Origin of the sequence: Mycobacterium sp. Marseille-P9652 (assembly GCF_902652685.1) — a bacterium.
Lineage (GTDB): Bacteria > Actinomycetota > Actinomycetes > Mycobacteriales > Mycobacteriaceae > Mycobacterium.
Genome location: NZ_CACRUY010000046.1, coordinates 1 through 25,406 on the forward strand (window position 1 = coordinate 1; position 25,406 = coordinate 25,406).

Genomic DNA, 25,406 nt, shown 5'->3' on the forward strand with positions numbered 1-25,406 from the left:
CTCTCCGGCGCCCGGCCCCGGACCGGCGCCCGGCCCCGCACCGGCGCCCGCGCCCGGGGCCCCCGCGGGTGAGACGCCGCCGCCCATCCAGCCGCCGGACCCGCGCAAGGAGCTCGCCGAGCGCATCGCGGAGGAGAAGAACCTGCGCCAGAGCACCCGTCAGGGCATCCAGTACCTCGCCCTGCAGTTCATGGCGACCCAGTGCGACAAGACCGACGTTCTGGCCGGCAACGACGACCCCGCGCTGCCCCTGGTGACCTGCTCCACCGACCACAAGGCGGCCTACCTGCTGGCGCCGTCGATCATCAGCGGCGACCAGATCGAGGACGCCACCGCCTCGATGAACCAGCGCGGCATCGGGTACGTCGTCGACCTGCAGTTCAAGCCCGCCGCCGCGAACGTCTGGGCGGACTTCACGGCCGCGCACGTCGGCGAGCAGACCGCCTTCACCCTGGACTCGCAGGTCGTCAGCGCCCCGCGGATCAACGAGGCGATCCCCGGCGGCCGCACCCAGATCAGCGGCGGCGACCCGCCGTTCACCGCCGCGACCGCCAAGCAGCTGGCCAACGTCCTGAAATACGGCTCGCTGCCGCTGTCGTTCGAATCGTCCGAGGCCCAAACCGTCTCGGCGACACTGGGATTGACGTCGCTGCACGCGGGCCTGATCGCGGGCGCCATCGGGCTGCTGCTGGTGCTGTTGTACTCCCTGCTGTACTACCGCCTGCTCGGGCTGCTGACGGCCCTGTCGCTCGCCGCCTCCGGCGCAATGATTTTCGCGATCCTGGTGATCCTGGGCCGGCAGATCAACTACACCCTCGACCTCGCCGGTATCGCCGGTCTGATCATCGGTATCGGGACCACCGCGGACTCCTTCGTGGTGTTCTTCGAACGCATCAAAGACGAGATCCGCGAAGGCCGTTCGTTCCGGTCGGCGGTGCCGAGGGGCTGGGTGCGGGCGCGCAAGACGATCCTGTCGGGCAACGCGGTCACCTTCCTGGCCGCCGCGGTGCTCTACGCCCTGGCGATCGGCCAGGTGAAGGGCTTCGCCTTCACCCTCGGCCTCACCACGCTGCTCGACACCGTGGTCGTGTTCCTGGTGACCTGGCCACTGATCTACCTGGCGTCCAAGTCCCCGACGCTGGCCAAGCCGGCGTACAACGGCCTGGGCGCGGTCCAGCAGGTCGCCCGCGAACGCCGGGCTTCGTCGGTCGTCAAGACGGGACGGGGATCGTAATGGCCACCGAAGCCACTGAAGCCGCTGGAGCGGTGGAGCCGACCGGGAGCGCCGCCGACCAGCCGCGGCACAGCTTCCTCTCCCGCCTCTACACCGGCACCGGCGCCTTCGAGGTGATCGGGCGCCGCCGGCTCTGGTACGCCATCAGCGGGGCGATCGTCGCGGTCGCCATCGTCAGCATCCTGTTGCGCGGCTTCGTATTCGGGATCGACTTCAAGGGCGGCACGACGGTGTCGATGCCCGCCGCGGGCGCGGCCGGCACGGTCCAGACGACGCAGGTGTCGGACGTGTTCCGCAAGACCATCGGCAAGGACGCGGAGTCGGTCGTGGTGGTCGGCAGCGGCGGCTCGGCGACGGTGCAGATCCGCTCGGAGACGCTGACCAACGACCAGACGGCCAAGCTGCGCACCGCCCTGTATGACGCGTTCCAGCCGAAGGGGCTCGACGGCAAGCCCAGCAAGCAGGTCATCAGCGACTCGGCGGTGTCGTCGACGTGGGGCGGCCAGATCACCACCAAGGCGCTCATCGCGCTGGTGGTGTTCCTGGCGCTGGTCGGCCTCTACATCACCGTGCGCTACGAACGCTTCATGGCCATCTCGGCGCTGACGACCATGTGTTTCGACCTGACCGTCACCGCCGGTGTCTACTCCCTGGTCGGCTTCGAGGTCAGCCCGGCCACGGTCATCGGCCTGCTGACGATCCTCGGTTTCTCCCTGTACGACACCGTCATCGTCTTCGACAAGGTCGAGGAGAACACGCAGGGCTTCCAGCACACCACCCGGCGGACCTTCGCCGAGCAGGCCAACCTGGCGATCAACCAGACGTTCATGCGCTCGATCAACACCAGCCTGATCTCCGTGCTGCCGATCCTGGCCCTCATGGTCGTGGCGGTGTGGCTGCTGGGCGTGGGCACGCTGAAGGACCTGGCGCTGGTGCAGCTCGTGGGCATTCTGGTCGGCACGTATTCGTCGATCTTCTTCGCCACCCCGTTGCTGGTCACGCTGCGCGAACGCACCGAGCTGGTGCGCACGCACACCCGGCGGGTCCTGCGGCGGCGCTCCTCGGGCGCCAAGGCCGACAGCGAGGCCGACACCACGGATCCGGGCACCGAGACGACCGGCGAGACGCCTGCCGAGCCGGCCTCGGAGGCGGCTTCGGAAGCCGCGCCGGCCCGGACGGCGAGCAAGCCGGCGCCGGGCGCGCGCCCGGCGCGGCCCACGGGGACCCGCCGCCCGACCGGCAAGCGAAACGCCGGCCGGCGGTAGGCCCGATGTCCATCCGGACCGGCCGGCGGGGCGTGGCGGGGTGGGTAAGCGTTGGCGTGGTGGGGGTGCTGGTGGCCGCCGGCGTCCTGGCCGCGTGCTCCGGCAGCGCCGCGTCGCAGATCGATTACGTGGTCGACGGGCCGCTGTCCACCTACAACACCAACACCGTGGTGGGCGCCGCGTCGGGCGGGGCGCAGGCGTTCGCCCGCACGCTGGCCGGCTTCGTCTACCACGGGCCGGACGGGCAGGTCGTTCCCGATCGCGACTTCGGCAGCGTCTCGGTGGTGGGCGGGGCGCCGCTGGTGCTCGACTACCAGATCGCCGACAACGCCGTCTACTCCGACGGCAAGCCCGTGACGTGCGACGACCTGGTGCTGACCTGGGCCGCTCAATCGGGCAAGTTCCCCGAGTTCGACGCCGCCAGCCAGGCCGGCTACGCCGACATCGCGAACGTCGAGTGCACCCCGGGCCAGAAGAAGGCCCGGGTGTCCTTCGCGCCGGACCGCAGCGTCGTGGACTACTCGCAACTGTTTCCGGCGACCTCGCTGATGCCGTCGCACGTCATCGCCGACCGGCTCGGCGCGGACGTGACCGCGGCGCTGCTGAGCCGAAACGGGCAGCAGGTGGCGCAGATCGCCAAGCTGTGGAACACCATCTGGGATCTCAAGCCGGGCGTGGACCTCAAGCTGTTCCCCTCGTCCGGGCCGTACCGGATCGAGTCGATCCTGGATCGCGGCGGGGTGGTGCTCGTCGCCAACGACCGGTGGTGGGGCCCGAAGGCGATCACCAAGCGCATCACGGTGTGGCCGCAGGCGCCCGACATCCAGGACCGGGTGAACAGCCGCAGCGTCGACGTGGTCGACGTCGCCGCCGGGTCGTCGGGGGCGCTCGCCACGCCCGACAACTACGAGCGCAGCGAGTCGCCCTCGGGCGGCATCGAGCAGCTGATCTTCGCGCCGCAGGGGCCGCTGGCCCAGCCCAAGGCGAGGCGCGCGGTCGCGCTCTGCACGCCGCGCGACACGATCGCCCACGACGCCGGGGTGCCCGTCGCCAACTCGCGCCTGAACCCGGCCACCGACGACGCCGTCGCCGCCGGTGAGGGGGCCGCCGAGTCGGCCCCGTTCGGCAAGGCCGACCCCGCGGCCGCCCGCGACGCGCTCGGCGGTGCGCCGCTGTCGGTGCGGGTCGGCTACCAGGGGCCCAACGCGCGGCTGGCGGTGACCGTGGGGGCCATCGCCAAGTCGTGCGGGGCCGCCGGCATCGCCGTCACCGACGCCCCCTTGGACTCGCCGGGCCCGCGCGCGCTGCGCGAGGGCAAGATCGACATGTTGCTGGCCAGCACCGGCGGGGCGGCGGGCAGCGGTTCCACCGGCTCGTCGGCGATGGACGCCTACGACCTGCACACCGGCAACGGCAACAACCTGTCCGGCTACTCGAATCCGCAGGTCGACGGGGCCATCTCCGGGTTGGCGGTGTCGGCGGACCCCGGCGAGCGGGCCAGGCTGCTGGCCGAGGCCGCCCCGGCGCTGTGGGCCGACATGCCCACGTTGCCGTTGTACCGGCAGCAGCGCACGTTGTTGCTGTCGAAGAAGATGTATGCCGTGACGAAGAATCCGACCCGGTGGGGCGCCGGCTGGAACATGGACCGCTGGGCGCTGGTGGAATGAACGCGGCCGACGCGATCGCTTCGCTGACCCGCGAGGTCGCCGACTTTCCCGAGCCCGGGGTCCAGTTCAAGGACCTCACCCCGGTGTTCGCCGACCGCGCCGCGATGACGGCGATCGTCGACGCCCTGGTTCCGGTCGCGTCCGGGGCCGACCTGGTGGCGGGCATCGACTCCCGCGGCTTCCTGGTCGCGGCGGCGGTGGCGGGCCGGCTCGGCACCGGCGTGCTGGCCATCCGCAAGGCGGGCAAACTGCCCCCGCCCGTGCATGCCGAGTCCTACGACCTGGAGTACGGCAAAGCGACGCTGGAAATCCCCGCCGACGGGATCGATCTGCGCGGCCGCCGGGTCGTCATCATCGACGACGTGCTGGCCACCGGCGGCACGCTGGGCGCGGCGACGCGCCTGCTGCGGCGGGGCGGGGCCGACGTGATCGCGGCCGCCGTCGTCATCGAGCTGACCGCGCTGGGCGGCCGCCGGGCCGTCGCGCCGCTGCCGGTCCACAGCCTAAGCAGCGCCTAGGGGGCCCGGGGAGGCGATATCCTCGAGAGATGTTGGAGGAGGTGACCGACGTGGCAAACGACCAGAGCGCAACGCAGGCTCTCGACGGGCCCGCCGAGTCCCCGCCCGTGTCGCCCGAGCCGGCCTCGGGACCGCCCACCGCGCCCCTGCCCGTCGCCGAGGCGTCCGAGCAGCCGACCGAGACCCTGAAGACCTCGAGCAGCGCGTCGCGCCGGGTCCGGGCCCGCCTGGCCCGCCGGATGACCGCCCAGCGCAGCCAGCTCAACCCGGTGCTCGAACCGCTGGTCGCGGTCCACCGGGAGATCTATCCAAAGGCGAACGTGCAGCTGCTGCAGCGGGCCTTCGAGGTCGCCGACCAGCGTCACGCCACCCAGCTGCGCCACTCCGGCGATCCCTACATCACCCACCCGCTCGCCGTCGCCAACATCCTCGCCGAGCTGGGCATGGACACCACCACGTTGGTGGCCGCGCTGCTGCACGACACGGTCGAGGACACCGGCTACACGATCGAGCAGATGTCCGAGGAGTTCGGCGACGAGGTGGCCCACCTGGTCGACGGCGTGACCAAGCTGGACCGGGTGGTGCTGGGCAGCGCCGCCGAGGGCGAGACGATCCGCAAGATGATCACCGCGATGGCCCGCGACCCGCGGGTGCTGGTGATCAAGGTCGCCGACCGGCTGCACAACATGCGCACCATGCGCTTCCTGCCGCCCGAGAAGCAGGCGCGCAAGGCCCGCGAGACCCTGGAAGTGATTGCGCCCCTTGCCCATCGGCTGGGTATGGCCAGCGTCAAGTGGGAGCTCGAGGACCTGTCGTTCGCGATCCTGCATCCCAAGAAGTACGACGAGATCGTCCGGCTGGTCGCCGGCCGCGCGCCGTCGCGCGACACGTATCTGGCCAAGGTCCGCGCCGAGATCACCAACACGCTGGGCGCGTCGAAGATCAAGGCCACCGTCGAGGGCCGCCCGAAGCACTACTGGTCGATCTACCAGAAGATGATCGTCAAGGGCCGCGACTTCGACGACATCCACGACCTGGTCGGCATCCGCATCTTGTGCGACGAGATCCGGGACTGCTACGCCGCCGTCGGCGTGGTGCACTCGCTGTGGCAGCCGATGGCCGGGCGGTTCAAGGACTACATCGCGCAGCCGCGCTACGGCGTGTACCAGTCGTTGCACACCACGGTCGTCGGGCCGGAGGGCAAGCCGCTGGAGGTGCAGATCCGCACCCGCGACATGCACCGCACCGCCGAGTACGGCATCGCCGCGCACTGGCGCTACAAGGAAGCCAAGGGGCGCAACGGCGTTCCGCACCCGCACGCCGCCGCCGAGATCGACGACATGGCGTGGATGCGCCAATTGCTCGACTGGCAGCGGGAGGCCGCCGACCCGGGCGAGTTCCTGGAGTCGCTGCGTTACGACCTTGCGGTGCAAGAGATCTTCGTGTTCACCCCGAAGGGCGACGTCATCACGCTGCCCAACGGTTCGACGCCGGTGGACTTCGCCTACGCCGTGCACACCGAGGTCGGTCACCGCTGCATCGGCGCCCGGGTCAACGGGCGGCTGGTGGCGCTGGAGCGCAAGCTCGAAAACGGCGAAGTGGTCGAGGTTTTCACGTCCAAGGCGACCAACGCGGGGCCGTCGCGGGACTGGCAGCAGTTCGTGGTGTCGCCGCGCGCCAAGACCAAGATCCGGCAGTGGTTCGCCAAGGAGCGCCGCGAGGAGGCGCTCGAGGCGGGCAAGGAGGCGATGGCCCGCGAGGTGCGGCGCGGCGGACTCCCGTTGCAGCGCTTGGTCAATGCCGAGTCGATGGCGGCGGTCGCGCGGGAGCTGCACTACGCCGACGTGTCCGCGCTGTACACGGCGATCGGGGAGGGCCACGTATCGGCCAAGCACGCCGTGCAGCGGCTGCTGGCCGAACTCGGCGGCATCGACCAGGCGGAGGAGGAGCTGGCCGAGCGGTCCACGCCGACGACCATGCTGCGCCGCCCGCGCAGCAGCGACGACGTGGGTGTTTCCGTACCGGGGGCGCCCGGCGTCTTGACCAAGCTGGCCAAGTGCTGCACCCCGGTTCCGGGCGACCAGATCATGGGCTTCGTCACCCGCGGCGGGGGAGTGAGCGTGCACCGCACCGACTGCACCAATGCGGCCTCCCTGCAACAACAGTCGGAGCGCATCATCGAAGTGCACTGGGCGCCCTCGGCTTCGTCGGTGTTCCTCGTCGCGATCCAGGTCGAGGCGCTCGACCGGCACCGGCTGCTGTCCGACATCACCCGCGTGCTGGCCGACGAGAAGGTGAACATCCTGTCGGCCTCGGTCACCACCTCCGGTGACAGGGTGGCGATCAGCCGCTTCACCTTCGAGATGGGCGACCCCAAGCACCTCGGTCACCTGCTCAACGTCGTGCGCAACGTCGAGGGCGTGTTCGACGTCTACCGGGTGACGTCCGCCGCTTAACGGCGCTTCGCCGGCCGCCGGCGCTCCAGCGGCACCTTCACGACCTTGGTGTCGGACTCGTGCTGGTCCTCCAGAACGATGACGCCCTCCGCGTCACTGCCGACCGGTTTGGCCGCACCCTCCAGCACCTCGCCGACAACCCGTACCGAACTTGGGAACGCGGTGTTGGTCAGCACCTTGAACAGGGGAACCGCCGCGATGAACAGGGCCAGCGGCGGTTCGATCAGCCCCAGGCCGGTGGCGGCCACCAGGCCACCGAAATACCCGATCGACCTGGGCACGTCCACTTCGATACTGCCCAGTTGAATTTCCAGAACGTTTTCCGGCGCTCCGAACCGGATCTCGACCGCACTGTTGGTTGCCATGAGGACTCCTTCGGCTGACTTCTCTTCAGGCAGCCAGGGGTACCCGCAATCGCCCGGCCTAGACCATTGCCCGGGCCCAATCGATATGTCCCTCGAAGCCAAGCGAATTCGCCATGTCGCGGTAGCGGTCGCGGAAGCTTACGTACGCGACTTCGTCACCGCGGGCCCGCGCCAGCAGCGCCCGCAGACGCAGCAGCCAGATGTCGCGCATGACCAGGGCTTCATCGGCGGCCGCGGCTGCCAAGCGCTCGATCGCGACCTCGGCCTCGGCGATGTCACACTCCGCGCCCCGCTCGAGCAACGTCTCCACCAGCACACCGGCTGTGCAGACGCTCCACACCGGCTGTTGTCCCTCCCGGACTAGGTCGTCCACGACTGACCGCATGAGCGGAATCGCCTCATCGCGTTCGCCGCATCGAGCCCTCTCGCGTGCCGAATAGACTTTGAACAGAGGCACATCGAACATGTTGTGTTTTCGGTGTAGACACGCTTCGCCGGCCTCGTCGAGCAGCGTCTGTCCGCTGGAACGCTCCGCATCCTTCTGACGGTGAACCAACGCAAGGCCCAAAGTCGCCCGGGCGAGGTCCAGCGCCAGGTCGTCCGCGGATCGTTCGGCAATCCGTAGCGCATCCTCGATCTCGCGCATCGCTGAATCGTCGGGCCGGAGCACGCCAAGCGGTATGCCCGGCCAGTACACGTAACCGACGCCCGCGGCGTACGACAACGAGTCCGCGCTGCGGGCCATCGCCAGGCCGTCACGCAGGTCGTCGCGCCACCCGGGATGACCCAAGCAATACCTGGCAAATGCGCGCGTCGCGAACGCGAGCGCTAATGGAGACCCAATAAGCAAGTTGCCTTTGGCAGGGTCGCGGTCGGCCAGGTCGATGACGCGCTGTGACCACCGCAGCACGTCACTCCACTCGCCGCTCTCAAACTTGGCGTAGATCGGCCCAAAGGACAGGCCCACCGTCAACGTTGGGTCGCCAAGTGACTCAACGAGGGCCCACGATTCCGACGCCAACCGCGACGCCTCGCGGATCCGGGCTCGCCAAGCGTGAACCGTCACCAGCCCCGCCATGCCGATGGCCAGCGACGCCTTATCCCCTTCGTCAGTACACAACTGCTGCAATTCCTCAAAGCGGTCTCCGGCGACATCAACCTGGACTCGATAGGCAGTGCCGCACAGCATGGTGCGAGGAGCAATGCGCATGGCTGCCCGGTCAGGGTCCTCGGCGGGTAAAGCGTCGGCGATTTCTACCGCTCGTTGCCAGCTGAATTCCGCGGCAGCGATGTCGCGGTTGGTGGCCCAGGTCGCCGCGCGCATGTGCCAGCCGTAGGCGCTGCGCGGATCGCCGGCAGCATCCAGATGCCGGGCTATCAGCGCCGCGTTCTCCTCGGTAGCGGGGTCACCTGACTCGAGTACATTCGCCACGCGCCGGTGCAATTCGGCGCGGTCCGACTTGAGCTGCGCCTCGTAGGCCACCGCGCGGATCAGCGGGTGATGAAAGACGTAGTCGGGTTGGGGGGCCAAGCCGACCTGATCAATGAGCTGGGCCGCGACCAAGTCGTCGGTCACCGGTTCGACGCCGAGCCTCCGAAGAAGTCCGAGGCTGAACCGCGAGCCGATCACCGCCGCCGCGTTGAGCGTGCGCTTGGCGGCTGGCTCGAGTCGATCGATGCGGGCCCCGATAGTCGCCTGCAAGGTGGCCGGCACGGTGGCATCATTCGTATCCGCGGCCGACACGTAGGCTCCGGCCTGGCCCTGAAGCACCCCGCGCTCGGCGAGTTCGCGCACCATCTCCTCGGCGAAATACGGGTTGCCCGCGGCCCTTTCGACGATCCTCGGGCCGAGGTTTCCGACCGAGGGGTCCTCACCGATCAACTCGCGGACGAGTGCCGTCATTTCCGAATCACTCAGCGGCGCAAGGCAAATGGTGTGGGCGCCCGCCACGCGGCTGAGCGCGCCCCGATACTCGGGCCGGTAGGTGATCAGCACCAGCGACGGAGTCCGGGGGATTACCTCGAGGAACGCGATCAGCATCGATTCGCTGGCCGCGTCGATCCAGTGGACGTCCTCGATGACGTAAACCGTTGGCGTGTTGCGGGCCAGGGATGCCGCATTCACCAATGACGTCAAACGCCGCCGGCGGGCGTCCGGGTCGATCTTGGGCAGCGCAGCGTCGGGATCTGCGATACCCAAGAGGTCATCCAAGAGTGCCATGTCCTCGGGGTCGGCGCCGCGGACTCTGGCGCGGAGGCGGGCGCGAGCCGCCTGTGGATCGAGACCGTCGACGCCGGTGTTCGTGCGTAACAATCGGGCCACGACGTGGAACGCGATATCAGCGGCGTGCGATTCGCAGGAGGTGGTGAACACCTCGGCATTTTGGCGGCGGGCCAGCGCGGCGACCTCCCGCACCAGACGGCTCTTGCCGATGCCGGGCGACCCCACGACGCCGACGATGGCGCCGTGGCCGGTGATGGCGCGGTTCAGCAGGTGCTCGACGGTTGTCAGCTCCCACTGACGGCCGACCAGTTTCGACTCGGAGCGCGCGGTAATGCGACGCCCGTCGCCCGCACTCAGGAGGCGATACGCCGCGACCGGCTCGTCCGCCCCCTTGATGTGAACGATTTCGGCCTCGCACAGGTTGGCGGCGCCCTCAACAAGTCGCGCGGTCGACGCGCTGAGCATGACCCCGCCCGGCGGCGCCACCGATTCCATTCGCTGGGCCATGCCGACCTGTTCGCCCACGGCGGCGTAACCGAAATGGCCCGAACCCAAGCCGCCGGCCGTCACCTGGCCGGAGTTGAGCCCCACCCGCAATCGCAGTTCCACGCCGTCCCGCTCCGCGATCGCGTCCGCGAGCCGTTTCGCCTCCTCCTGAATGCCCAGCGCGGCGAGGCAGGCGCGGACGGCGTGGTCCTCCAGAGCGACCGGCGCGCCGAACACCGCCATGATCCCGTCACCGGTGAATTGTGTGACCGTGCAGCCGTACCGCCGCACCGCCGTCGCGCAGCGATCGGTGAGGTCGGCCATGATCTCCCGAAGTCGCTCCGCGCCGACCACTGCGGCGAGGTCCATCCAATGGACGACGTCGGCGAATAACACCGTCACCTGCTTGTACTCGGCGGAAGCATGGTGTTCGGCGATGGGTGCACCGCATCGGTCGCAGAAGCGCGCACCATCGCGCGCCCTCGTGCCGCATAAGTGGCAGGCGGCCGCTGCGGTCATCCGACCTCCGCGCTCGGCCCCCCAAGCTTCAGGTCCACCAGCATAGGGCGCTGACCAGCGGCAGGTTGAAGAAGTGCAGTACTCCGCTACTGAATTCCCTGGGGCTGCGCCGCCGGACGATGGGCGTCAACCGGTGGGCCTACGAGGAGGCAGGCGGACATGTCGTTTGTATTCACCGCACCGGAGCTGATGAGCTCAGCGGCAGAGGATTTGGTTTCCATCGGTGTCGATCTCAACGCAGCCCACGCGGCGGCGGCCACCCGGACCACGGCGGTGCTGGCCGCCGCCGAGGACGAGGTGTCGGCGGCGATTGCGGAGCTGTTCTCCGCTCACGGTCAAACCTTCCGGGCGCTCGGTGCCCAGGCGGCGGCGTTCCATGACCAATTGGTGGGGACGCTGAGCGCGGCGGCGGGCCAGTATGCGGCGGCGGAGGCCGCCAATGTCGTCGCCGCGGCGGCGAGTCCCCTGCAGACCGTGGAACAGGACCTGCAGGGTGTGATCAACGCGGTCGTCACCGAAATCTTCGGCTCCCCGGCCGGTCCGCCGATCCCGGCAAATCAGCCGGCGACCTTCACCGGCGCGGTGTCGCTGGCAACCAAATTCGAGAACAACGTGCTGTTGTGGCCGCTGAAGCAGCTGTGGAGCATACCCGCCGTCTACCAGCAGCTTGCGACGCCCAGTTCTCCCGTGTTGTCGCTGTTCACGGGCGACAACCCGCTGATGGGCTGGTTGATGGGCAACTCGCCTCCGCCGCTCTTGCCCATGTTGCTGGGAGAGACGGTGCAGTACACCAGCTACAACGGGATGAGCGTCGTGCAAATCACGCCGGCCCACCCGTCCGGCAACTACGTGGTTGCGCTGCACGGCGGTGGCTTCATCCTCCCGCCATTGATCCTGCATTGGGTGGACTACACGGTGATGGCCTACCAGACCGGCGCGACCATCGAAGTGCCGATCTACCCCTTGCTTCAGCAGGGAGGCACCGCCGGGACGGTGGTGCCGAACGTCGCCGGTTTCATCTCCGCCCAAATTGCGGCACACGGGGCGTCGCACGTCAGCGTGCAGGGTGACTCCGCGGGCGGCAGCATTGCCCTGGCCGCCGCCGAATACCTGGTGGCCCACAACCAAGCCGTCCCGTCCTCAATGGTTTTGCTGGCGCCATGGCTGGACGCAACCGTCAGCAATCCCAACATCCCGCTCGTGCGCGATCCCTTCCTCCCGCCCGTCGAATTCGGTCAAGAGCTCGGCAGGGCGTGGGCGGGCAATCTTCCCTTGGACGACCCTCTCGCGAGCCCGCTCTACGGGTCACTCAAGGGTCTTCCTCCGACGACTGTCTACGCGGGCTCACTGGATTCCAACACGCCAAACACCCTTGTCCTCCAGCAAGAAGCAGCATTGCAAGGGGCACCGATGAGCTTCGTCTACGCCACCGGCGGAATCCACGACTGGGTTCTGGTCACCCTGGACGGGGTCCGTTACTGGCCGCAGATCGACCAGGAACTCGGTATCGCGTAGAGGCGCCTAATTCGTTTGCGGCCGCGGTATCAGGGCGCCGAGTTCGTCGCGGCTCGCGGTGCCGGTCTTCGCCATCGCCCGGTAGATGTGGCTCTCGACGGTGCGCACCGAGAGCACAAGGCGTTCGGCGATGGCGCGGTTGGAGCATCCCTCGCCGATCAGCGTCACGATCTCACGTTCGCGTTCGGTGAACGGGACGGGTTCGTTGGCCTGTCGAAGCGCGGGAGTCCATGCGCCCCCGCATCGTTCGGCCAGCGCCTCAGCGCGCGCCGCGCATGCCAGAGCCGACCCCCGGAGCCCCTGGCCGCGATACGCCAGGGCGGCGTAGGCGGCTGCGTCGATGGCGGCAACCATGTCGCCCATCCGCTCGAATTCCTCTGACACCTCACCTAATTCAGCGGCATTGCCGTCGCGCAAGGCGGCCGAGAACCGCGCGGCGGTGCCGGCACGTGGTCCCTCAACGACCGTTTTGAGGTCACGCAACCGTGCTGAGCCCGAGCGGTCACCGAACTGCGCGGCGGTCTGCAGACAGAACACCTCGGCCGCGAGCTGACCCTTGGCCGCGGCCCTGTCGGCCGCCGACCGCGCGAGGGCGATCGCCTCGGTGGCGGCGCCTTGACCGGCCGCCACCCATGCCCGGGCCAGGCTCCGTTCATAATCCAGCAGCCGGAAGGGACGCCGTTGCTCGTCGAGCGTGTCAAGGGTGGCGGCTGCCTCGGCCGTCCGACCGCGCATGGCGAGGGTGGTGGCACGCGGCACGTGATAGCGAAATCCCCAGCCCAGCGCGTGCGTGGCGGAGAGGCCCACTGCGGCCTGGTCGAGCAGCGCGGCCGCCGAATCCAGGCATCCGGCGCCGAGTGCGGCCCGACCCGCCACCGCGGGACCCAACAATTGGGCCGCACCCGGCAGGTCGGCCGCCTGCCGGTGCACCTGCTCGGCCAGCTCGAGCGCGTCGGCGATCCGGCCGGCCAGCAGCAGCGCGCTCACGTGTGCGTCGGCGATGTTGAACCTCATGTGCGGAGCGTCGAAGGACCGCGCCGCGGCGGCATACCCGGTCTCGGCGGCGGCCACGGCTTCGCTCACGCGACCCGCATCGGCCGGGATCGCGGTCAGGGCAAAGGCGATTTCGGCGCCCACGACGGCCGGCAACTCGTCCAACGCAAGGTGCTGCGACGCGCGGATCGCCGCTTCCGGCTCGTCAACCGCAAACCAGTAGACGGTGAGAAAGGCATCGATATAGCTGCGGGCTTGTGGTGAGGTGGCCGGTGCGGCCGCGTCGATGAGTTCTTTCGCCCGTGCCGGGTCGCCCAGCGCCCACAGCATGTTGCTGGCCCGCAGGAACGCAAGTCTGGCACGCTCGGCATCGCTCAACTGGTCGGCATCGACGCCGCCCAGCACCGCCTCGGCCTCCTCGGCCCGGCCCATCCACGAAAGCGCATGACCCCGAACAAAATTCGGTTCTGGGCCGCCTCCCGCGCGCATGGCCGCCTCCGCGAGTCGATCGGCGAGGGGCAGATCGGCCAGCCACACGGCGCCATGGGCGGCCTTCACCAGCAGGTGGGCGTCCGGTGTGAGGTCGGAGTCGAGGCTCAACGCGGCGCGCCGCACGACGACCTGAATGTCGTCGTGGTCATCGGCTTCGGCGAGTTCGCAGGCGACCTGACCGCGCAAGCGTCGCAGGCGGGTCGCCGCGGCGCTTCTGCGGCGCACCTCGCCGTACATGGGATGCGCCACACGCACTTCCATGCCGCCGGCGACGGGCTCGACTGAGATGAGGCCGCGGGTTTCGGCCTCCTCGACCGCGGCCCGATCGGTGATACGGGTGAGGCACGCCAGTTCGATCGGCTCCCCGACGGCCACCACGTCGATCACATCGCTGACACGCTCGGGAAGTGCCCCGATGCGCGATTCGATGAGCTCGACCAGGCCCGGTGGCATGACGGGATCGCCAAGCCACCGCCAGTACCCCTGCTCCTGCACGATTCGGCCGTCGGCGACCTCCTGCTCGACGATGTTGCGCAGGTAGAGAACGTTGCCGCGGGTCAGCTTCCACAACCGTTGTGAGGCAACCGGATCCATCGGTCCACCCAAGGCGTCCGACAAGAGTTTGGCGGTTTCGTCCGCTGACAACGGCTGCAGGTCGAGCCGGTCGAAATGGCTGAGCGCCCATATTTCTCGCACAGCGTCGGGGACCGGTTCACCGTCGCGAATGGTGAGAATCAGCTTCGCCTGGCCACGTTGGACGAGTTGGTGCACGACGAAGATCGACAGATCGTCGAGCAACGGCACGTCGTCGACGCAGATCACCACCGGCGCGGCCGTCGATGCCGGCGTCAGCGAATCGATCACCCCGCTCAGCAGTTGAACCGTGTCGGTGACCCCCGACGGCGCCCAGGCCGTGAAGGCACCCAGCGGAATGGTTCGCGACAACGACGTGCCGACCACCCACCGGCATTCCCAGCCGCGGGACCGCGCGGCGGAGAGGGCCTCACGGGCGACCCGGCTCTTGCCCACACCCGCCGCCCCACAGATGAGGATTCCCGAAGCATCCGGCGCCGAGATGGCGGCCCGCACGGCTGCCATCTCCTCGGAGCGACCGATCAACGGCCACGTCAGGCGCACGGCCAGAGCTTAGAAGCGTCGGTGCCCCCGGCGCTAGCCCACCGTCACCGATTTGATCGTGACCGTGGACGACGGCATGCCGCTCTCCCGGTTGCCGGCCACACCCAGCTTGGCGATCTTGTCGAGGGTCGCCAGCCCCGCCTCGTCGACCGTGCCGAATACCGTTGACTCCGGGTTGATTTCGGCGTCGCGGTAGACCATGAAGAACTGGCTCTCGTTGGTGTTGGGCCCGGCGGTGGCCATGGCGACGGTCCCGCGCGGGTACAGCACCGTCGCCTTGAGCGCGGGGTCGTCCGCCTTGTACTGATTGGTGGGGTACTCGTCGGCGTATTCGTATCCCGGGCCGCCGCTGCCCTCGTTGTCGGGGCCGCCGCACATCAGCGTTCCCTCCTCTTTCGCGTCGACCAGCCGGCCACACTCGGTGTTGTCGAAGAACTGCTGTCTGGCCAGGCTGACGAAGCTGTTGACCGCGCAAGGGGATTCGGAGTTGGCGAGCTGGATGCCGATGTCACCGAAGTTGGTGGAGATGGTCGCGTGGATCTGCGCGGGTTCGGTCGACACCGGGCCCGACGGCGGCGGGTTCACCGGCTTGGTGGACGGGTCCGGTGCGGGCGGGTACTGGCAGTCGGCGCCGGGCTGGGTGGGGGGCGCGAACGCGGGCAGCGGCGGCACGGTCCCGGCGGCCTGGGCGGTCGACCCGGGCGCGGATCCGGGCCGCGCGGGCGCCTTGCCGCGCGTCGGCGACGGCGAGGCCGTGCTGCTCGCGTTGTCGTGGCTGTGGGTCACCAGCGAGACCACCAGCGCCACCACCGCGGCCAGCGCGACCAGTGACCCGCCGACGATGCCGACGATGAGCCGCCGGTTGGAGGTGGCGGCCGCAGGCGGTGGAGGGGTGATCGGCGGCGGCATGGGCCCGGGCGGCATCGGCCCGGGCGCCTGGGGTGCGGGCGCGCCCGTCAGCGCCGCCCGGGCGGCCTCGGCGAGCTCGATGGCCGTCTGGTAGCGCTCGTCGACGTCCTTGGCCATCCCGCGGGCGACCACCTCGTCGAAGGCCGGTGGGATGTCGGGCGCGCTCGCCGACGGTCGCGGCGGTGGCGTGTTCAGGTGCGCGTTGAGCTGCTCCTCGAGGTTGTCGCCGGTGAAAGGCCGCTTGCCGGTGAGGCATTCGTACAGCACGCAGGCCAGGGAGTAGACGTCGGCGCGGTGATCGGTTGTGCCCCTGAACCGCTCGGGCGCCAGGTAGGCGACAGTGCCCATGGTGGCCCCGGTCTGCGTGAGCGCGGTGTCGTTCATCGATCGTGCCAGGCCGAAGTCGATCAGGTAGACGAAGTCCCGCGCGGTGGTCACCAGGATGTTCTTCGGTTTGATGTCACGGTGGACCAGCCCCACCCGGTGGGCGCTATCCAGCGCCGCCGCAACCTGTTCGATGATGGCGACGGTGCGTTCGGGGCTCAACCGTCCGCCGTTCTCGACGATGTACTCGGCCAGGTCGCGTCCCTCGATCAGCCGCATGTCGACGTACAGCCGGCCGTCGAGTTCGCCGTAACCGTGGATGGGCACGATGTGGGGATCGTTGAGACCCGCGGCAATGCGCGCCTCCCGCCGGAACCGGCGCTGAAAATCGTCGTCTTCAGCCAGATGTGGAGGGAGGACTTTGAGCGCCACCACCCGATCCGTCGTGGCGTCGTAGGCGCGGTACACGCGCCCCATGCCGCCGCGCCCGAGCAACCCCTGTATCTGGTAGTGCCCGAACGTTTCCGGATCGATACTCATCTGAACGACGATAACGAATCACGGCCCGGAAACGGTGATTCGCACCGCTCGAAGGGTCAGTCGAGCAGTATCGACTTGATGGTGACGTCGACGGCCGGCGGCCCGTCCTCGCCGCCGCCGGCGACGCCGGCCTTGGCGATCTTGTCAAGAACGGCGAGCCCGTCGGGCTGGATCGTGCCGAACACCGTGTACTGCGGCGGCAACTGAGAATCCTTGTACACCATGAAGAACTGGCTGCCATTGGTGCCGGGCCCGGCGTTGGCCATGGCCAGCGTTCCGCGCGGGTACAGCACCGGCTCCTGCGCCTTCGGGTCGTTCGGCGGGTACTGGTCGGTCGGGTACTCGTTGGCGAACTGATAGCCGGGACCGCCCGTCCCATCACCCTTGGGGTCGCCGCACTGCAGGACGCCCAAATTCGCGGAGGTGGTCAACCGGTGGCACTTGGTGTTGTCGAAGTACTTCTGGCCGATCAGGCTCGCGAAACTATTGACGGTGCAAGGTGATTCGTTGTTGGCCAGCATCAGCCCGAGGTTGCCCTGGCTGGTCGCCATGCTCGCGCTCACCTGGGCCGGGTCGGTGGGGATCTTGCCGGTCCGCGGCGGCTTGACCGGCTTTGCCGCCGGTTCCTGAGGCGTCGCCTGGTACTGGCAGTTGGCGCCGAGGTTGGCCGACGGCTTGAACGGCGGCAGAGGCGGGGTCGATCCCGTCTGGGGCGGGGTTTCGCTGGTGGACGCGGGCGCGCTGCTGCTCGGGGTGGTGGTCGACGCGGTATTGGTCTTGTGCTCGTGCTTGGTGTTGACGACCGCGATCACGGCCACGACGATCACGGCCAGCGCCAGGGCCGAGCCGGCGGCGATGACGATGATGCGGCGCCGCTTGGCCTGCTTCTGGCGCCGCTCGAGCTGACGTTCGAGTTTGCGCTTGGCGTTGGCGCGTCGCTGTTCGTTCGTCGGCACGGCCGATATGCCCTCCAGGTCGATGAGTCGAGCCCAAGTCCGCCGCTCAGGCTAGTGCGGGCGCCGCGACCCGTGTCAAGCGGGCCTGCCGGAGATGGGAAACTGGGATTCGTGTTGATCACCGGATTCCCCGCCGGCATGTTGCAGTGCAACTGTTACGTGCTGGCCGAGCGGCAGGGTGCCGACGCCATCGTCGTCGACCCCGGTCAGCGCGCGATGGGCGCCCTGCGGCGCATCCTCGACGAGAACCGGCTCACCCCGGCCGCCGTTCTGCTCACCCACGGCCACATCGACCACATGTGGTCGGCGCAGAAAGTGTCCGACACCTTCGGTTGCCCCACCTACATCCACCCCGAGGACCGGTTCATGCTCACCGACCCCATCTACGGACTGGGCCCGCGGGTGGCCCAGCTGGTGGCGGGGGCCTTCTTCCGCGAGCCCAGGCAGGTGGTGGAGCTGGACCGCGACGGCGACAAGATCGACCTGGGCAGCGTGAGCGTCAACGTCGACCACACGCCCGGACACACCCGGGGGTCGGTGACCTTCCGGATCACCCAGGCGGCCAGGACGGGCGCCGACGTGGTGCTGACCGGTGACACGCTGTTCGAGCGCTCGATCGGCCGCACCGACCTGCACGGCGGCAGCGGACGCGACCTGCTCACCTCGATCGTCGAGAAGCTCCTGGTGCTCGACGACGCCACGGTGGTGCTCCCGGGGCACGGCAACGCCACGACGATCGGCGCCGAGCGCCGGTTCAACCCGTTCCTCGAAGGGCTGAGCCCGTGACGGAGTTCGTCGCTCCGAAGGGAGTGCCCGACTACGTGCCGCCCGATTCCGCCGGGTTCGTGGCGGTGCGCGACGGGTTGCTCGACGCCGCCCGGCGCGCCGGTTACGGCTACATCGAGCTGCCCATCTTCGAGGACACCGCGCTCTTCGCCCGCGGCGTCGGCGAGTCGACGGACGTCGTGTCCAAGGAGATGTACACGTTCGCCGACCGCGGTGACCGCTCGGTGACGTTGCGGCCCGAGGGCACTGCCGGGGTGGTGCGGGCGGTGATCGAGCACGGCCTGGACCGCGGCGCGCTGCCGGTCAAATTGTGTTATGCCGGACCGTTTTTCCGTTACGAACGCCCGCAGGCCGGCCGTTATCGGCAGCTGCAGCAGGTGGGCGTGGAAGCGATCGGCGTCGACGACCCGGCACTGGACGCCGAGGTGATCGCGGTGGCCGACGCGGGCTTCCGATCGCTCGGGCTCGAGGGGTTCCGGCTCGAGATCACCTCCCTGGGCGACGACACCTGCCGCCCGCAGTACCGGGAACTGTTGCAGGAGTTCCTCTTTGGGCTCGACCTGGACGAGGAGACGCGGCGGCGCGCCGAGATCAACCCGCTGCGCGTGCTCGACGACAAACGCCCGGCGGTGCGGGAGATGACGGCCGACGCGCCCGTGCTTCTCGACCACCTGTCCGACGTCGCCAAGCAGCACTTCGACACCGTGCTTTCGCACCTCGACGCGCTCGGTGTGCCGTACGTCATCAACCCGCGCATGGTCCGCGGGCTCGACTACTACACCAAGACCACCTTCGAGTTCGTGCACGACGGGCTGGGCGCGCAGTCCGGCATCGGCGGTGGCGGGCGCTACGACGGGTTGATGCACCAGCTCGGCGGACAGGACCTCTCCGGCATCGGCTTCGGGCTCGGCGTCGACCGGACCCTCCTGGCGTTGCGTGCCGAGGGCAAGAGCGTGGGGGAGACCGCGCGTTGCGACGTGTTCGGGGTGGCGCTGAGTGAGCCCGCCAAGCTGCGGCTGGCGGTGCTCGGCGCGCGGCTGCGCGGCTCCGGCGTCCGCGTCGACATGGCCTACGGCGATCGCGGGCTCAAGGGTGCCATGCGCGCCGCCGACCGGTCCGGGGCGCGTTTCGCTCTGGTCGCGGGGGACCGGGACCTGGAGGCCGGGACGATCGGGGTCAAGGACCTGTCGACCGGGGAGCAGGTGGCGGTGCCGACGGAGTCCGTCGTCGCGGAGGTGCTTGCCCGGCTGGGCCGCTGAGGCTCGCGAACTTGTCGTAGGGTCGTGGCATACTCGAACACATGTTCGACGAACCGTCGCATTCCACCCCCGCGGTCTTGCTGCAACGCATCGGCGGGTCGGCGCGGGCCGAGAATCGGGCGGCCGCCGCGCAGTTGGACGCCATCGGGGAGCTGTTCGCGCACCGGCACTCGCACTGTGCCCAGCCCGAAGACTGGGCGATCGACACCACGGAGTCCGTGGCCGCGGAGGTGGCCGCCGAGCTGCGGATCTCGCAGGCGCTGGCCGCCTCGCGGGTGCGGTACGCGCGGGCGATGCGTGAGCGGCTGCCGAAGGTCGGGGAGGTCTTCAAAGCCGGAGACATCGATTTTCGGTTCTTCGCCACGATCGTGTATCGCACCGATCTGATCGAGGACGCTGACGTGCTGGCTGCGGTCGATGCCCGGTTGGCGGCCAATGTGGCGCGCTGGCCGTCGATGACGCGCTCACGGCTGGCCGGGCAGGTCGATGCGATCGTGGCGCGCGCCGACGCCGATGCGGTGCGCCAGCACCGCGAGCGGCACTCGGATCGGGAGGTGGTCTTCGGCGAGGTGGTCGGAGGCATGTCGATGATCCAAGGCTGCGTCTTCACCCCCGACGCCCACGCGCTGGACCGGAGGCTGGATGCGCTGGCGGCCACCGTGTGCGACCACGATCCGCGCACCGCGGCGCAGCGCCGCGCCGACGCGCTGGGCGCTCTGGCGGTCGGGGCCGACCGGCTGGGCTGTCGGTGTGGGCGCCCGGACTGTGCGGCCGGGGCACGCCGGCCGGCCTCGCCGGTGGTGATCCATGTGATCGCCGAACAGGCCACCCTCGCCGGCACCGGCACCGCCCCGGCCTCCGAACTCTGCGCCGACGGGCTGATCAGCCCCGAGCTGGTGGCCGAACTGGCACGGTCGGCGAAGCTGGTCCCTCTCGTGCATCCCGCCGATGCCCCACCCGAGCAGGCGTACGTGCCGTCCAAGGCGTTGGCCGATTTCGTGCGCTGCCGGGATCTGACGTGCCGCTGGCCGGGCTGCGACGTGCCCGCCATCCGCTGCGACCTCGACCACACCATCCCGTACGCCCTGGGTGGGACCACCCATGCGGGAAACATCAAGTGCTACTGCCGCACTCACCACCTGATCAAGACCTTCGGGGAGTGGGCCGAAAAGCAGCTGCCCGACGGCACCCTGATCCTCACCTCCCCCGCTGGGAGCACCTACGTCACCACCCCGGGCAGCGCGCTGCTGTTCCCCAGCCTGGCCTACGCGGTCGGCGGCATGCCCACCCCCGAAGCCGAACCGCCGTCGCAGGATTACTGCGTCGAGCGCACCGCGATGATGCCCACCCGCCGCCGCAGCCGCGCACAGGACCGCGCCTACCGGGTGGCCACCGAACGCCGCCACAACCGCGAGACCCGCCTCGCCCAGCGCGCCGGGCCCGCCCCGCCAGACGACGAGCCGCCACCCTTCTGAGGTCGCGCAGCGCGCACCCGGTCTGACAAGCCAATCCACTAACTCGCATCGCCCGGCCGCATTACGCTGCAGACCGTGCCCGAGACGTTGTACGCATCGTGCGGCGATCTGAGCCTGGCTTATCAGCTGTTCGGGGACGGACCGATTGAGATGGTCTTCGTCGGATCGTTCGTCAGCCACGTCGAGCTTTGCTGGACGGTTCCCGAGTGCGCGGCCTTCTTCGAGCGCATATCCACGTTCTGTCGCGTCCTCCTGTTCGATAAGGCCGGGGTGGGTCTGTCGGATCCCGTGCCGAAGGTTCGCACACTGGACGATCGGGCGGCCGAGATCGAGGCCGTCATGGACGCCGTCGGCTTCGAAAGGGCGGTACTTTTCGGCGGTAGCGAGAGCGGGCCGGCCGAAATCTTTTTCGCCGCAAGCCGACCGGAGAGAACGCGGGCGTTGATCCTTTCCGGCAGCTTCGCGTACTTCGGCTTCGGCGGCTGGGATGACTTGGACCTCGATCCGGAAGAGCTCCGGACGCGCCTGCTTCGCGAGCTGGGTGAGCAGTACACCCCCTCGGTGCAGCAGGTCGCGCGCTGGCAGGCCTGGTGCCGCGCCGCGCGCTCGACGTGGGGGAATGGCGAGACAACCAAAGCGCTCCTGCCGTCGGTGCGGTCGATGCGTGCGCTCGCAATGGTGGAGCGCATGAGTGCCAGCCCGGGGATGGCACGCGCGGCGCTGGAGGCGGCGTTCCGGATCGACGTGCGGTCGATCCTGCCGACGATCAGCGCACCCACCCTGGTTATCCATGCCCGTGACGAGGTCATTCCAGTGCAGGAGGGCCGCTACATCGCCGATCACATCCCAGGCGCGCGGTTACTCGAAGTCGAGGGCAAGGACCACTCGCCGTGGCTGGCGGATCCCGACAGGATCCTGACAGCCGTCGAGGAGTTCCTCACCGGCGGCCAGGGGGCGCCATCGTTGTCGCGTCGCGCGCTGCGCACCGTGTTGTTCACCGATATGGTCGCCTCGACTGAACACGCCGCGGCGACCGGCGATGAGCGGTGGCGGGCTGTGTTGCACAGGTTCGCCGAGATCACCGCGGAGCTTGCGCAACGCTTCGGTGGCACAGTCGTGGAAAGCACGGGCGACGGTCACCTCGTCACTTTCGACGGCCCTACGCCGGCCATTCGTTGCGCCGAGGCCCTGCGCGCTGACGCCGAGACATTGGGTATCGAGATCCGGGCCGGCATCCACACGGGTGAGTGCGAACTGCGGGACGACCGCATCGCCGGCATCGCCGTTCACATCGCGGCGCGAATCCTGGGCGAGGCCGGCGCGGGGGAGATCCTCGTCTCGCGCACCGTCCGTGACCTGGTGATCGGCTCGGGCATCGGATTCGAGGACCGAGGAAGCGTCGAGCTGCGCGGAGTGCCCGGCACCTGGCAACTTCTGGTGGTTGATCGCCGTGGACCACGGGCGGGATCGGCCGAGGCGAATCTGGCATCTTCTCCGACCCCCGGCCCTCAGGTCGCCATGCGGCGCTCGGACCGGGCCGTCGCCGCGATGGCCAAGCGCACTCCATGGATCCTGCGCGGAATAGCTCGCGTGCTTCCGGCCACCGGCGGGCGCTGACCGCGCCACTTGACTCCGTATCGAACTATTGTTCGAATAGAGCGATGCGCTGGGCCAACCAAGCCGTCGCCGTCAACGGCAAGCCCGTCGAGGACGGGGCGCTGCCGGGACTGCAGCGGATCGGCTTCGTCCGAAGCGTGCGAGCGCCGCAGTTCGAGGGCATCACGTTCCACGAGGTGTTGTGCAAGTCGGCGCTGAACAAGGTGCCCAATGCGGCGGCGCTGCCGTTCACCTACACCGTCAACGGTTACCGCGGCTGCTCGCACGCCTGCCGCTATTGCTTCGCCCGGCCCACCCACGAATACCTCGACTTCGACAGCGGCACCGACTTCGACACCCAGGTCATCGTCAAGACCAACGTCGTCGAGGTGCTGCGCAGGGAACTCGGGCGGCCGTCGTGGCGGCGCGACACCGTCGCCCTCGGCACCAACACCGATCCCTACCAACGTGCCGAGGGCCGCTACGCGCTGATGCCGGGCATCATCGACGCCCTCGCTCGTTCCGGCACGCCGCTGTCGATCCTGACCAAGGGCACGCTGCTCCGCCGCGACCTTCCGCTGATCGCCCAAGCGGCGCAACAGGTTCCACTGTCGGTGGCGGTGTCGCTGGCGGTCGGCGACCCGGAGCTGCACAGGGATGTCGAGCCCGGCACGCCCACCCCGCAGGCGCGCCTGGCGCTGATCTCCGCCATCCGCGAGGCCGGCCTCGACTGCCACGTCATGGTCGCGCCGGTGCTGCCGCACCTCACCGACTCCACGGAGCACCTCGACCACCTGCTCTCCCAGATCAAGGCGGCCGGCGCCACGGGCGTGACGGTCTTCGGGCTGCATCTGCGAAGCTCCACCCGCGGCTGGTTCATGGCGTGGCTGGCCCGCTCCCACCCCGAACTCGTCGGCCGCTACCGCGAGCTGTACCGACGCGGCGCCTACCTGCCGCCGGCCTACCGCGAGGCCCTACGCGAGCGGGCCGCGCCGCTGATCGCCAGGCACCGGCTGGCCGGTGACCATCGCGCGTTCCCGAAAGGTGCGACCACCGCCGCGGAACCCGTTCAGCCGACGCTGTTTTGAGCTACCGCGGGTTGTCACCGCGCGGCTTGGCCAGGGTGAACTGGTCGACCACGCTGACGGCCCCCAGCGGCCCGGTCAGCGCGTAGTGCGTCGCCTTGATGGAGGTGTTGCCGCCGGGCTGACCAGGATCGACGTCGAAAGATGCGAAGCCGTAAGGGTTGTCGCGGTCGCGGAACGCCGACCACGGCGCGTCCTCCATGACATAGATGGGCGCCTTGCGACCGATCGCGGGATCGAACGCGCCGACGCCCATCAGCACGCGGCAGCGGGGCTGGGGGAAGAAGAACCCGTTGCTGGGCAGCGACGTTCCGCCGCCGCCGATGACCAGGTGCACCGTTCCGCGGGTCGCGTCGATCAGGTCGCCCCGGGTGTCGACGGGAATCGGCGTGCGGGTGTCGGTCCCCAGCGTCCCGCGCAGCGGGTGCGACCGCTCGTAGTGGTGCTCGTGCCCGCACACCACGAGGTCCACCTTGTACTGGTCGAACAACGGCAGCCATTCCTCGCGGATGCCCAGGTCGGCCCCGTTGGCCTTGTCGGCGGTCGAGATCGCCGTCTGGTGCATGCACACCACCACCCAGTCGATGCCCGGATCCCGGCGGGCGGCGTCCAATTCGCTTGCGAGCCAACGTTTCTGTTCGCCGCCCGAGTAGCCGTGCACGTAGAAGTTGCCGCCGTCCTGGAACGCCACGTCGTCGTTGTTCAGGCTGATCACCCGCACCGAGCCCGCCGTGAACGAGTACCAGAGGCCGCGCAATTCCTCACCGGCGCCCGAGTCTGGCACGGCGAAGTACGTCTGGTAGGCACCGAACCCGACGGGGCCGTTGCCGAGCTCGTTCTCGTGGTTGCCCGCCGCCGGCATCCACGGTCGGTGCCGTGCCGAGCGCGTGTTGTTCTCGAACCAGTTCGACCACGTGCGGATCCGGTCCTGGGCGAGGTTGGCGTAGCACAGGTCGCCGTTGACGAGGTTGAACAGCGGGGCGAGTCGTTCGATCGCCAGCGTGGTGTCGGCCGCGGCCGGTGACCCGATGTTGTCGGTGCCGTACGTCCCGTCGGGCAGCTTCTCCAGGGCCGGGGTCGACTGGTCGCCGAAGCTGGTGAATCGCAACGGCTTTCGGCCCGACGGCGCGGTGCGCACCGTCCCCGTCTCGGGCTCGGCGCCGTCGTGCACCGCCGCGTAGACGTAGTCGGTGTCGGCAGCCAGCCCGGTGAGGCGCGCGTGATACACGCGAACCTCGATGCCCGACTTGGCATCCCGGTACGTGCGGGTCTCGGCCGAAACGGTGCGGCCGAAACCGGAAGCGGGTGTGCCGAGCATGACGCGGGGGTTGCGGACGGCGTCGACGGTGTGCCAGGACACCACGACCTCGCGGGAAGCGTCCTTGCCGAACTGCAGGTGCAGGCCGGCGACCGGCGGCGCCCCGGTGCGGTCGGGCTGGTACCACAGCGCCGGCGCGTGGGGGTGCGACAACGACCACAGCGCCACGGCCCCACCGCCGATCCCCGCGCCGAGGGCCGCCGACGCCGCGCCCGTCGTCAACAGACGGCGCCGGGTGATGCCGGTGCGGGGTTCGTCGCTCATGCCTGCTTCATACCGGAGCCAGG

General features: G+C 69.3%; 17 protein-coding genes. 11 read left to right on the forward strand and 6 right to left on the reverse strand.

The window, feature by feature from the left end:
• The 5 genes from secD to GPY60_RS20450 form a co-directional block, all read left to right on the forward strand.
• Positions 1-1,234 (forward strand): protein translocase subunit SecD (secD, locus tag GPY60_RS20430; RefSeq protein ID WP_156689520.1); only part of this gene is annotated, 1,234 nt, incomplete at its 5' end.
• Positions 1,234-2,499: a protein translocase subunit SecF gene (gene secF, locus GPY60_RS20435; protein ID WP_156689521.1), complete on the forward strand. Its 1,266-nt coding sequence runs from the start codon at positions 1,234-1,236 to the stop codon at positions 2,497-2,499. The genes secD and secF, both read left to right, overlap by 1 nt.
• Positions 2,500-2,504: 5 nt before the next feature.
• Entirely contained in the window at positions 2,505-4,166 is a 1,662-nt protein-coding gene (locus tag GPY60_RS20440) for an ABC transporter substrate-binding protein (protein WP_156689522.1), read from the forward strand.
• Positions 4,163-4,684: an adenine phosphoribosyltransferase gene (locus tag GPY60_RS20445; RefSeq protein WP_156689523.1), complete on the forward strand. Its 522-nt coding sequence runs from the start codon at positions 4,163-4,165 to the stop codon at positions 4,682-4,684. The genes GPY60_RS20440 and GPY60_RS20445 overlap by 4 nt, the downstream gene beginning before the upstream one ends.
• 50 nt (positions 4,685-4,734) lie before the next feature.
• Positions 4,735-7,140, forward strand: coding sequence for a RelA/SpoT family protein (locus GPY60_RS20450; RefSeq protein WP_156689547.1), 2,406 nt, complete (start codon positions 4,735-4,737; stop codon positions 7,138-7,140).
• Here GPY60_RS20450 and GPY60_RS20455 read toward each other — a convergent pair.
• Positions 7,137-7,505 (reverse strand): hypothetical protein, encoded by a 369-nt coding sequence (locus GPY60_RS20455; RefSeq protein ID WP_156689524.1) that lies wholly within the window; start codon positions 7,503-7,505, stop codon positions 7,137-7,139. The genes GPY60_RS20450 and GPY60_RS20455 overlap by 4 nt on opposite strands.
• 58 nt (positions 7,506-7,563) lie before the next feature.
• A complete protein-coding gene (locus GPY60_RS20460; protein ID WP_156689525.1) occupies positions 7,564-10,734 on the reverse strand; it encodes an ATP-binding protein in 3,171 nt (1,056 codons plus the stop codon).
• A gap of 159 nt (positions 10,735-10,893) precedes the next feature.
• Between GPY60_RS20460 and GPY60_RS20465 the strand changes: the two genes are divergently transcribed.
• Entirely contained in the window at positions 10,894-12,249 is a 1,356-nt protein-coding gene (locus tag GPY60_RS20465) for a PE domain-containing protein (RefSeq protein WP_156689526.1), read from the forward strand.
• Positions 12,250-12,255: 6 nt separating this feature from the next.
• Here the strand turns inward: GPY60_RS20465 and GPY60_RS20470 are convergent, their stop codons facing one another.
• Genes GPY60_RS20470 through GPY60_RS20480 form a run of 3 tightly spaced genes read right to left on the reverse strand, consistent with a single transcriptional unit; the run spans position 12,256 to position 17,600 of the window.
• Positions 12,256-14,871, reverse strand: coding sequence for a LuxR C-terminal-related transcriptional regulator (locus GPY60_RS20470; RefSeq protein WP_156689527.1), 2,616 nt, complete (start codon positions 14,869-14,871; stop codon positions 12,256-12,258).
• A 33-nt stretch (positions 14,872-14,904) separates the two neighbouring features.
• On the reverse strand, positions 14,905-16,644 hold the full coding sequence (locus GPY60_RS20475) for a protein kinase domain-containing protein (protein ID WP_156689528.1): 1,740 nt from the start codon (positions 16,642-16,644) through the stop codon (positions 14,905-14,907).
• Positions 16,645-16,700: 56 nt separating this feature from the next.
• On the reverse strand, positions 16,701-17,600 hold the full coding sequence (locus GPY60_RS20480) for a peptidylprolyl isomerase (protein ID WP_156689529.1): 900 nt from the start codon (positions 17,598-17,600) through the stop codon (positions 16,701-16,703).
• Positions 17,601-17,711: 111 nt separating this feature from the next.
• Between GPY60_RS20480 and GPY60_RS20485 the strand changes: the two genes are divergently transcribed.
• The 5 genes from GPY60_RS20485 (at position 17,712) to GPY60_RS20505 (ending at position 23,804) form a co-directional block, all read left to right on the forward strand.
• Positions 17,712-18,386, forward strand: a complete 675-nt coding sequence (locus GPY60_RS20485) for an MBL fold metallo-hydrolase (RefSeq protein ID WP_156689530.1) — start codon at positions 17,712-17,714, stop codon at positions 18,384-18,386.
• The gene (gene hisS / locus GPY60_RS20490) at positions 18,383-19,645 is read left to right on the forward strand and encodes a histidine--tRNA ligase (protein ID WP_156689531.1); all 1,263 of its coding nucleotides are present in this window, start codon (positions 18,383-18,385) and stop codon (positions 19,643-19,645) included. The genes GPY60_RS20485 and hisS overlap by 4 nt, the downstream gene beginning before the upstream one ends.
• Positions 19,646-19,686: 41 nt before the next feature.
• Positions 19,687-21,120: an HNH endonuclease signature motif containing protein gene (locus GPY60_RS20495; protein ID WP_156689532.1), complete on the forward strand. Its 1,434-nt coding sequence runs from the start codon at positions 19,687-19,689 to the stop codon at positions 21,118-21,120.
• 75 nt (positions 21,121-21,195) lie between these two features.
• Entirely contained in the window at positions 21,196-22,737 is a 1,542-nt protein-coding gene (locus tag GPY60_RS20500; protein WP_156689533.1) for an adenylate/guanylate cyclase domain-containing protein, read from the forward strand.
• A 44-nt stretch (positions 22,738-22,781) separates the two neighbouring features.
• Positions 22,782-23,804: an Rv2578c family radical SAM protein gene (locus tag GPY60_RS20505; RefSeq protein ID WP_156689534.1), complete on the forward strand. Its 1,023-nt coding sequence runs from the start codon at positions 22,782-22,784 to the stop codon at positions 23,802-23,804.
• Between the two features lies 1 nt (position 23,805).
• On the opposite strand, the gene GPY60_RS20510 is transcribed toward GPY60_RS20505, so the two are convergent.
• Positions 23,806-25,383, reverse strand: coding sequence for a purple acid phosphatase family protein (locus GPY60_RS20510; protein WP_156689535.1), 1,578 nt, complete (start codon positions 25,381-25,383; stop codon positions 23,806-23,808).
• Positions 25,384-25,406 lie beyond the last annotated feature (23 nt).

What these genes read in the sequence shown, in the direction of transcription:
- GPY60_RS20505 (WP_156689534.1), top strand. Translation starts at nt 22,782, where the DNA reads ATGCGCTGGGCCAACCAAGCCGTCGCCGTCAACGGCAAGCCCGTCGAG.
- GPY60_RS20510 (WP_156689535.1), bottom strand. Translation starts at nt 25,383, where the DNA reads ATGAGCGACGAACCCCGCACCGGCATCACCCGGCGCCGTCTGTTGACG.
- GPY60_RS20445 (WP_156689523.1), top strand. Translation starts at nt 4,163, where the DNA reads ATGAACGCGGCCGACGCGATCGCTTCGCTGACCCGCGAGGTCGCCGAC.
- GPY60_RS20455 (WP_156689524.1), bottom strand. Translation starts at nt 7,505, where the DNA reads ATGGCAACCAACAGTGCGGTCGAGATCCGGTTCGGAGCGCCGGAAAAC.
- GPY60_RS20440 (WP_156689522.1), top strand. Translation starts at nt 2,505, where the DNA reads ATGTCCATCCGGACCGGCCGGCGGGGCGTGGCGGGGTGGGTAAGCGTT.
- GPY60_RS20495 (WP_156689532.1), top strand. Translation starts at nt 19,687, where the DNA reads ATGTTCGACGAACCGTCGCATTCCACCCCCGCGGTCTTGCTGCAACGC.
- GPY60_RS20475 (WP_156689528.1), bottom strand. Translation starts at nt 16,644, where the DNA reads ATGAGTATCGATCCGGAAACGTTCGGGCACTACCAGATACAGGGGTTG.
- GPY60_RS20460 (WP_156689525.1), bottom strand. Translation starts at nt 10,734, where the DNA reads ATGACCGCAGCGGCCGCCTGCCACTTATGCGGCACGAGGGCGCGCGAT.
- GPY60_RS20465 (WP_156689526.1), top strand. Translation starts at nt 10,894, where the DNA reads ATGTCGTTTGTATTCACCGCACCGGAGCTGATGAGCTCAGCGGCAGAG.
- secF (WP_156689521.1), top strand. Translation starts at nt 1,234, where the DNA reads ATGGCCACCGAAGCCACTGAAGCCGCTGGAGCGGTGGAGCCGACCGGG.